This window comes from Thermodesulfobacteriota bacterium (genome assembly GCA_036482575.1).
Lineage (GTDB): Bacteria > Desulfobacterota > GWC2-55-46 > GWC2-55-46 > JAUVFY01 > JAZGJJ01.
The window spans coordinates 1-8,390 of sequence record JAZGJJ010000226.1 but is presented as its reverse complement, the minus strand read 5'-3'; the positions used below and the strand labels follow the sequence as shown (position 1 = coordinate 8,390).

At 60.4% G+C, this 8,390-nt stretch carries 8 protein-coding genes; all 8 read right to left on the bottom strand.

Annotated elements, in window-relative coordinates:
- A partial coding sequence (locus V3W31_10175) for an arginase family protein (protein ID MEE9615295.1) occupies nucleotides 1-374 on the bottom strand: 374 nt, incomplete at its 3' end.
- Nucleotides 365-1,444 carry a deoxyhypusine synthase gene (locus V3W31_10170; GenBank protein ID MEE9615294.1) on the bottom strand — a complete coding sequence of 360 codons (1,080 nt, stop codon included), beginning with the start codon at nucleotides 1,442-1,444 and terminating at the stop codon, nucleotides 365-367. The genes V3W31_10175 and V3W31_10170, both read right to left, overlap by 10 nt.
- Nucleotides 1,445-1,487: 43 nt before the next feature.
- The gene (gene recJ, locus V3W31_10165) at nucleotides 1,488-3,203 is read right to left on the bottom strand and encodes a single-stranded-DNA-specific exonuclease RecJ (GenBank protein ID MEE9615293.1); all 1,716 of its coding nucleotides are present in this window, start codon (nucleotides 3,201-3,203) and stop codon (nucleotides 1,488-1,490) included.
- 285 nt (nucleotides 3,204-3,488) lie between these two features.
- Nucleotides 3,489-4,418, bottom strand: a complete 930-nt coding sequence (gene secF, locus V3W31_10160) for a protein translocase subunit SecF (protein MEE9615292.1) — start codon at nucleotides 4,416-4,418, stop codon at nucleotides 3,489-3,491.
- 37 nt (nucleotides 4,419-4,455) lie between these two features.
- A complete protein-coding gene (secD, locus tag V3W31_10155) occupies nucleotides 4,456-6,042 on the bottom strand; it encodes a protein translocase subunit SecD (protein ID MEE9615291.1) in 1,587 nt (528 codons plus the stop codon).
- A 46-nt stretch (nucleotides 6,043-6,088) separates the two neighbouring features.
- Nucleotides 6,089-6,415 (bottom strand): preprotein translocase subunit YajC, encoded by a 327-nt coding sequence (gene yajC, locus V3W31_10150; protein ID MEE9615290.1) that lies wholly within the window; start codon nucleotides 6,413-6,415, stop codon nucleotides 6,089-6,091.
- Nucleotides 6,412-7,545 carry a tRNA guanosine(34) transglycosylase Tgt gene (gene tgt, locus V3W31_10145; protein ID MEE9615289.1) on the bottom strand — a complete coding sequence of 378 codons (1,134 nt, stop codon included), beginning with the start codon at nucleotides 7,543-7,545 and terminating at the stop codon, nucleotides 6,412-6,414. The genes yajC and tgt overlap by 4 nt, the downstream gene beginning before the upstream one ends.
- Nucleotides 7,546-7,613: 68 nt before the next feature.
- Nucleotides 7,614-8,390: S-adenosylmethionine:tRNA ribosyltransferase-isomerase (locus V3W31_10140; protein ID MEE9615288.1), on the bottom strand; the 777-nt coding region annotated here is incomplete at its 5' end.

Sequence of the window (8,390 nt, the reverse complement as noted above, 5' to 3'; positions counted from 1 at the left end):
AGAACCGGCATACTGCCGCTCTCGATTATACCGGCCGAGGCGGCGCGTACCCTGTCGACCATATCTTCCGGCCGGAGCTCCGTCACCTCAAGGGGCGCCAGGGTCTCTATGCCAGCCTTCCAGGGCTCGCCCTTTAGCTCCTCGTCGTAGAGCTCCATGTTGGCCGAGGCCTCTATTATCGCCCCGGGCCCGCTGCTCGCCCCGCTTACGTAAGTGGTCGTAAGGTCGTAGGGGACGGAGACGACCGAAAACCGGGGAGTTTTTCCCGTTTTCCCTTTTCCTTTGCCTTTCCCCTCCCCTGCCTCTCCGGCTTCGAGACCGCCGAAGTTCGGGGTCAGTCCGTTCGGACTCAGTCCGTTCGGGGTCAGTCCCACTTCTTCTTCCTTATCTTGTCCCAGAGGACCTTCTTCACCCTGTGGGAGCCCTCGAGGTCGGCCTGCTGCACCTTCCTCTTGACCCCCTTCATCCTTTTAGCGAGGGCTGTGGCCATTATCGGGAGCGCTATGGTGGAGTCGCAGTAGACGGTGACCCGTTTCGATTTCTTGGCTATCTTCCCCCAGGACTGGGCCTCCTCGAAGGTGCATCCGCTCAGCCCCCCCCAGTGCGGGGCGTCGGCGGTAATCTGTACGGCGTAGCTGTGCCCGCTCGTCTTCTTGCACATCATGGTGGCGGTGACCTCGGTCTGCTGGATAAAGTTCTTCGGCGTGCCTCCGCCGACGAAGACCACCCCGGAGCTCTTCGTATTGGCCACTATCTGGGCTGTCTCCTTTACGTCCCCTATACAGTCGAAGAGGAAGTTATCCTCTCCGTCCCTCATGGCGAGCGCTATGCCTATGGAGGAGTCCCCTATGGCCGGGCAGTATATGGGAACGCCCGCCTTATGGGCCGCGGTCACTATGCCGTCGCGCGCGCCGTCGCGCTTAGGTATCTTCGAGAGCTTCTTCCCGAGGAGAGATAGGAACTCCCTTGTCGTATAGGGTCGTCTCTCCAGCGATTCGCCGAACTTGAAGATGTACTCATCGGTCGAGTTGAACTCCTCCTCAATGGCGTAGACGTCGTACATCCTGTCCACCCCGGCGTCCCGGAGTTCGCGGTCGTCCGCGTGGGCGCTCCCCTGCCAGTGGTCCCAGCCGAGTGTCTCGTGGATGTCGTGGAAGAGGTTGGCGCCGGTGGAGACGAGGCAGTCTATGTACCTCTTCTTCAGGAGGTGCACTATGACGTTCCTCATGCCGGCGGGGACCATTGCCCCGGCCAGGCCGAAGAAGACGAACGTCTTCCCCTTGAGCATCTCCTCCCACACCCCGACCGCCTCGGCGAGCTTTTTCCCCTGAAAGGCCGTCTCCTCCATCCCTTTAAGGAGCTCGGAGACGTCGCGCCCGGCGTCCACCTCCAGCGGCTCTACCGGATGCCTTATGTACTTCTTTCTCTTCTTGAGGTCGAACATATCGTAAAAGTCCTTTCCCTTTTGCCTTTTTACCTTTACCTTTTTACTTTCTTTTCTGGACGTCCTCTATCCTGAGTTTCAGGTTTTTCGACCCCCTCCATTCGTCCAGGTAGGGATAATACGCGACGTCGAAGCCGCGGCCTTTCATGGGGTGCAGGGACGCCAGGCCGAACCCTATGCCGTTCATCGCGGCCCCCGCCTTTTTTCCCCCCTGCTTTACCCTTACCCTCAGGTGCCTGTCCTTGACTACCTCGGTGTGGACCATGTCCGTATCCACGGCGCAGAAGAGCGGCTGGCGGTTGGACAGGCCGAACGGGGAAAGCCTCTCCAGCTCGGAGACGAGCCTCATGTCTATCTCGTCGAGCGATACGACGGCGTCGAGCGCCACCTCGGGCACGAGATCCTCGTCGGTGAGTCTTTCGTTCCAGAAATCACCGAACGCCTTCTTGAAGCCGTCTATGTTCTTCGGGGCTATGCTAAAACCGGCGGCGGCCTTGTGTCCGCCGTACCTTTCAAGGAGGGCAGCGCAGGCATCGAGCCCCTCCATCACGTTTATGCCGCTTATACCCCTTACCGAGCCCCTGGCAATGCCGTCCTCGACGGCTATCATGGCGGTGGGCTTCGTAAAACGTCCGACCATCCTGGAGGCCACTATCCCGACCACCCCCGGATGCCAGCCGGGCGAGGATAGAACCAGGCTCCGGCCGGTTTCACCCTCGGCCATCTCCAGCGCCTCTTCGAGTATCCCGGCCTCGATCCTCTGCCTGGAGGAGTTCTCGCTCTGAAGGAGCGCGGCCATGTTTCCGGCCTCCACCTCGTCCCCGGTCGTAAAGAGCCTTAGCGCGGTATCGGCGCTCTTAAGCCTGCCTGCCGCGTTTATCCTCGGGGCGAGTTGGAAGGCGATATTATCGGTATCGACCTTGCCGGGCTTTACCCCGGACACCTCCTTCAAGGCCCGGAGCCCCGGACGGGTCGTGTTTTCGAGCTCCCTGAGCCCCCAGCTCACGAACACCCTGTTCTCGTCGACGAGCGGCACCATGTCCGCTACCGTGCCTATGCAGACGAGATCCAGGTAACGCTTCAAGTTCGGCACCTCGCCCCCGGGAAAAGACGTACCGTTGTCCCTGAGCTTCGTCCTCAGGGCCATAACGAGGTTGAAGGCCACCCCCACTCCCGCGAGCCCCTTGAACGGGAAGGTGCAGTCCGGACGTTTGGGGTCCAGGACCGCGCAGGCGGGCGGAAGCTCCGCCGTGGTCTCGTGGTGGTCCGTTATGATGCAGTCCACCCCGAGTGTCGTGGCAAGCGCCACCTCTTCGTGGCAGGACACGCCGCAGTCCACGGTAACGATGAGCTTTACGCCGGAGCCGTGGAGTTCCCTTACGGCGGCCTCGTTAAGGCCGTAGCCCTCCTTGAGCCTCTCGGGTATGTAGGTGACGCTGTCGGCGCCGAGCTCCTTCAGGAAGAGATGCACGAGCGCGGTGGACGTCGTGCCGTCGACGTCGTAGTCCCCGAAAACCGCTATCTTCTCTCCACCGGCCACGGCGGCCGAAAGCCTCTCGACGGCCGTGACCATATCCTTCATCAGAAAAGGGTCGTGGAGGTCGTTCAGGTCGGGTTTTAGAAAAGAAAAAGCCCTGTCTTTATCGACAAGGCCCCGGTTTATAAGCAACTGCGCCGTAATGGGGAGTATGCTGAGTTCCCTGCCCAGGGATTCCTGAAGCTCCCTGTTGACCGGATTAACTTTCCAACGCTTTTTCATCCTCGGGTTGCGACCTTAAACGAAGCATCGATTTCTTTTTTACGGAATTTTTTTACCGGAAGACCTGTCCTGAGTCTATCGAAGGGGCCAAAAAAATTTTATCAGCAAAATGATTTCAGGTCAAGGATTGATTTGCACCATGATGCCTGTCCTGAGCGAAGTCGAAGGGGTGTTTCAACTTCATGACGACCGTTAGTGGCTTATGGGGTGGAAGTTGCAGTGGGCAGCTTATGAGATTGACCGTTGGAAAGATAGAAGGGATATCCCGGCCCGGAACCGTGTTGCCTACTCGCTTCGCGTTATGAGCTTGCCCTTCTTGCCCTTCCAGAGCAACAGGACCGGACTCGCTACGAATATGGAGGAGTACGTGCCGACAATTACGCCGAGCATGAGCGTCAGCGAGAAGTCGTGTATGACCTCGCCGCCGCGGGTGAAGAGCGCCAGCAGGACGAGCAGCGTGGTGCCCGAGGTGACGATGGTCCTCCTCAGCACCTCGTTTATGCTCTTATTGATGAGCGGGACGAGCGTATCCCTGCTCCTCTTCCGGAGGTTCTCCCGTATCCTGTCGAAGACTACCACCGTGTCGGTAAGCGAGTACCCGGCGATGGTAAGGAGCCCGGTTACGATAAGGAGGTTGATCTCCTTATCGATGAGGAAGAGTATGCCAAGGACCGCGACCACGTCGTGGAAGGTGGCCGTAACCGCGGCCACGCCGAAGCGGAACTCGAACCTCCAGGCGACGTATAGGAGTATGCCGAAGAGCGCTATAGTGATGGCCCAGAGCGCGTCCTTCTGAAGGCGCTTGCCCACGGTGGGGCCCACCTCGGTGGTCAGGTCTATCGTGTAGGGGTTATCCGGCATCTCGCTTGAGAATACCTTGCCCACCGAAGCGGTAATGGCCTGCAGCTCCCCCTTCTCCCCTCCCGCCTCCCTCTTGACCCTCACGAGCAGCTTGTTCGTTCCCGCGAACTCCTGGAGGTCCGCGTCGCCGAACCCGCCGTCGGAAAGGAGCCCCCTTACCTTTTCCATCGCGAACGGCTTTTCGAACCTGAACTGCACGGCCACGCCTCCGGCGAAGTCCGTGCCCAGGTTGGCCTTGCCGAGCGGTATGGCCAGGGCGGCCACCAGCCCCACGAGCACGAGCACGCTGGAGACGACCAGCGCCACCCGCCTCTTGCCTAGAAAGTCTATATTAGTATCTCCCCAGATATCCATTTAAGTACCGTTATACGTGTGCGTGATGCGTGATGCGTTAAATACTAAGACTCTTCACCTTGAGCTTCAGGTTCTGTATGTCGAAGGCCACCTTGGTGCCAACGAGCGCGGTGAAGAGGTTTATGAGTATGCCGAGGCTCAGGGAAACGGCAAAGCCCTTTATCGGGCCGCTCCCGAACTGGAAGAGCACCGCCGCCGTTATGAGTGTCGTGACGTGCGAGTCGACTATAGTCCACCACGCCTTGTCGTAGCCCGCGTCGACCGCCGACCTCGGCGTTCGCCCCGCACGGAGCTCTTCCTTTATACGCTCGAATATAAGGACGTTCGAGTCCACGCCCATGCCTATCGTAAGTATTATGCCCGCTATGCCCGGGAGCGTGAGCGTGGCGTTGAAGTAGGCCATGGCCCCCAGCAGCATTATCAGGTTAAGGACCATTGCCACGTCCGCTATGACGCCCGAGACCCTGTAGTAGAATATCATGAAGGCCAGGACCAGAAGGCCCCCGAGTACTACGGCCTTTATACCCGCCTCGATGGAGTCCCTGCCGAGCGTGGGGCCCACGGTCACGTTCTGCAGGATATTGACCGACGCCGGAAGGGCCCCGGCCCGGAGCACTATCGCCAGGTCGGTCGCCTCCTCGTAGGCGAAGCTCCCGCTTATCTGCGCCCTGCCGCCGGCTATCCTCTCCCTTATGACCGGGGCGGAGTGGACTTTGCCGTCGAGCACTATTGCGAGCCTCTTGCCCTTATACTTCTCGGTTATCCTCTCGAAGATACGCGCGCCGTTGGAGTCGAAGGTAAGGGAGACGTAGGGCTCGTTGAACTGGGAGTCGAAGGCCACGCGCGCGTCGGAGAGGAGGTCGCCCGTAAGGAGCGTGGCGCTCTTCACCAGGTAGGGCCTCTCCTCGAGGACGGCCCCGCTCGCGCTGTCGTACACCCTCTGGTAGAGCAGCTCCGAGCCGAAGGGCACTATGCCGGTATCGACGGCCTCGTAGGGGTCGTTCTTCTCGTCGAGGACCTTGAACTCGAGTACGGCTGTCCTGCCTATGAGTTCGAGCGCCCGCTCGGGGTCCTTCAAGCCCGGGAGCTGGATCAGCAGCTCGCGCTCTCCCTGGCGCTGGATGAGCGGCTCGGTCACGCCGAACTTGTCTATCCTGTTCCTTATGGTTTCCAGCGCCTGGGTAGTCGCCCAGTCCCTGACCCTCCTGACCTCGGCCTCATTCAGGCTGAAGAGGAGTCTTCCCTCCTCGGCCGTCGGCGCGTCCAGGAGCGGATACTCGTCCCCTATAAGCTCCCTTATGGCCGTATCGTCGCCGGCGTAGGCCACCTCCACACCCGAAGCGCCCTTACTCTTTATGCTCGTAAAGGGGGTGCCCTCCTTTTTGAAAAGGGCCTCGATCGCCTCGGCGAGCCTCCCGGTATAGTTCTCGACGGCCTCGTCCTGGTCCACGTCCAGCACGAGGTGCATGCCGCCCTGGAGGTCCAGCCCGAGGACTATCTTCGGGATGTTGTCGGCCCAGAAGGACGGCAGGCTCTTCGCGAATTTAGTGGACGGCAGGAACAGTATCAGCGCCAGCAGGGTAAACCCGCCGAGCATCACAAGCCGCCAGAATATGCTCTTCATTAACTGAACACTCCGCCGTGGTTTATTCTTATTCCCCCGCGCAGCATCAGGTCGATGGCGTGGGCTTTCTCGCGGCCACGGCATCCCTTGTCACCTTGACCCTGACGCCGTCGGCCACTTCGACCGTTACCGTCTCATCCCCCACGCTCGTGACCCTGCCGTGCAGGCCGCCGTTGGTGATTACGTTATCGCCCTTCTGGAGCCTGGCCACCATATCATTGTGCTCCTTCGCCTTTTTCTGCTGGGGCCGTATGAGCAGGAAGTAGAATATCGCAAAAAGGATCAGCAGCGGCACCATGCTCGCAAAACCTGCCGCCGCGGGGGCTGCCCCGCCCTCGGCGTATGCCAGTGTTACCGGGAAAAAGTAGATCACCTCGTGCCTCCTCCAGTTTGAGGGGCGGCTTCACGCCCCTCGTTAAAAGACCTCTCGAACTCCCCGAAACTTCCCCGCCCTATGGCCTCCCGCATCTCCCGCATAAGCTCCATATAATAGTACAGATTGTGCACAGTATTCAAGCGTGAAGCGAGTATTTCTCCCGAAATGTAGAGGTGTCTCAGATAGGCCCTCGAGTAGTTTCGGCAGGTATAGCACCCGCAGGCCGGGTCCACGGGGCCCGGATCCCGCTCATATCGACTGTTCTTTATAACCAATTTCCCCCCTCTTGTAAAGAGAGTTCCATTCCGGGCGCACCGGGTGGGGAGTACGCAGTCGAACATGTCCACGCCCATCCCGACCGCCCGGACGAGGTCCTCGGGGGTACCGACGCCCATAAGGTAGCGGGGTTTGCCTTCGGGCAGCCCCTCAAGTGAGGCAGCGAGCATCTCCCAGAGGAGCCCTTTCTCCTCGCCGACGCTGAGGCCGCCGACGGCGTAGCCGTCAAAGTCCATCCCCACGAGCACGCTCGCGCTCTCCCGCCTTAGCTCGGGGTACATCCCCCCCTGTACTATGCCGAAAAGCGCCTGGTCATTGCCGCGCCTGGCCTTTTTCGTCCTCTCGGCCCACCTGTGGGTAAGCTCCATGGAGTTCCGGGCATAATCAAGGTCCGAGGGATGCGGGGGGCACTCGTCGAGCGGCATCATGATATCCGAGCCGAGCGCCTCCTGAATCTCAAGCGCCTTTTCCGGGGTAAGGAGGTGCATGCTCCCGTCGAGGTGAGAGCGGAAGCTCACGCCCTCCTCCTCGATCTTACGGAACTCCGAGAGGCTGAAGACCTGGTAGCCGCCGCTGTCGGTGAGTATCGGGCCGTCCCAGTTCATGAAGCGGTGGAGCCCGCCGAGCTCGCGTATAAGCTCGTGGCCGGGACGGAGGTAGAGGTGGTAGGTGTTGGCCAGTATCATCTCCACCTCCATGCCGCGGAGCTCTTCCGGTGTCATGGCCTTTACCGTCCCCTTCGTCCCGACGGGCATGAAGACCGGGGTCTCGACCGTGCCGCGGGCGGTCCGCATCGTGCCGCGCCTTGCGCCCGTTAAATCTTTATTTATGAGCTCGAAGCCGAAGGACATATTAAATACCGTTATACGTATTTAGAAATCTTTTCCGCATCACGCATCACGCACACGCATCACGGCCTTCACACTATCATCATGCAGTCGCCGTAGCTGAAGAACCTGTACCCCTCTTTTACGGCCTCTTTATAGGCGGCCATTATCCTCTGTCCTCCCGCCAGGGCGGAGACGAGCATTATGAGGGTCGAGCAGGGAAGGTGGAAGTTCGTAACGAGCGCGTCCACGACCTTGAACTCGAAGCCCGGAGATATGAAGAGCGCGGTGTCGCCATCGAGGCGCGGGCTTTCAATCCCCCCGGGGCTCTCAATTCCATCGATGACCGACGCCTCAAGCGCCCGGGTGACGGTCGAGCCGACGGCTACGACCCTCCTCCCCTCCTCCTTTGCCCTCCGTATGGCGGAAAAGACGTCCGGCCCGATGGAGTAGCTCTCGCCGGGCATCCTGTGCTCCTCCATATTATCCACGCGTACGGGCATGAAGGTGGCCGGGCCCGTGTGGAGCGTTATGTAATGAGGCTCCACGCCCATTCCTTTGATTTCTTCGATTACGCGGTCCGTAAAATGGAGGCCCGCCGTGGGCGCGGCCACGGCCCCCTCCTTGCCGGCGAAGACGGTCTGGTAGCGGAGCTTATCGACAGGTTCGGCCTCGCGCCTTATGTAGGGCGGGAGCGGCACCCTGCCGAGTTTTTCTATCACCTCCCGGACGGCACCCCCGCCCCTCCCGTCCGCTGAAAGCTCGAAGCGCCACATCCCCTCGGGGTCGGCTTCGACGGCAACGGCCTCCAGTTCTCCCCCCTCGCCCCCCTCACCCCCCCCCCCGCCGTCGCCAAAGAAAACCTTCGT

Coding starts and splice junctions, on each gene's coding strand:
- V3W31_10170 (MEE9615294.1), bottom strand. CDS start 1,444: ATGTTCGACCTCAAGAAGAGAAAGAAGTACATAAGGCATCCGGTAGAG.
- recJ (MEE9615293.1), bottom strand. CDS start 3,203: ATGAAAAAGCGTTGGAAAGTTAATCCGGTCAACAGGGAGCTTCAGGAA.
- secF (MEE9615292.1), bottom strand. CDS start 4,418: ATGGATATCTGGGGAGATACTAATATAGACTTTCTAGGCAAGAGGCGG.
- secD (MEE9615291.1), bottom strand. CDS start 6,042: ATGAAGAGCATATTCTGGCGGCTTGTGATGCTCGGCGGGTTTACCCTG.
- tgt (MEE9615289.1), bottom strand. CDS start 7,545: ATGTCCTTCGGCTTCGAGCTCATAAATAAAGATTTAACGGGCGCAAGG.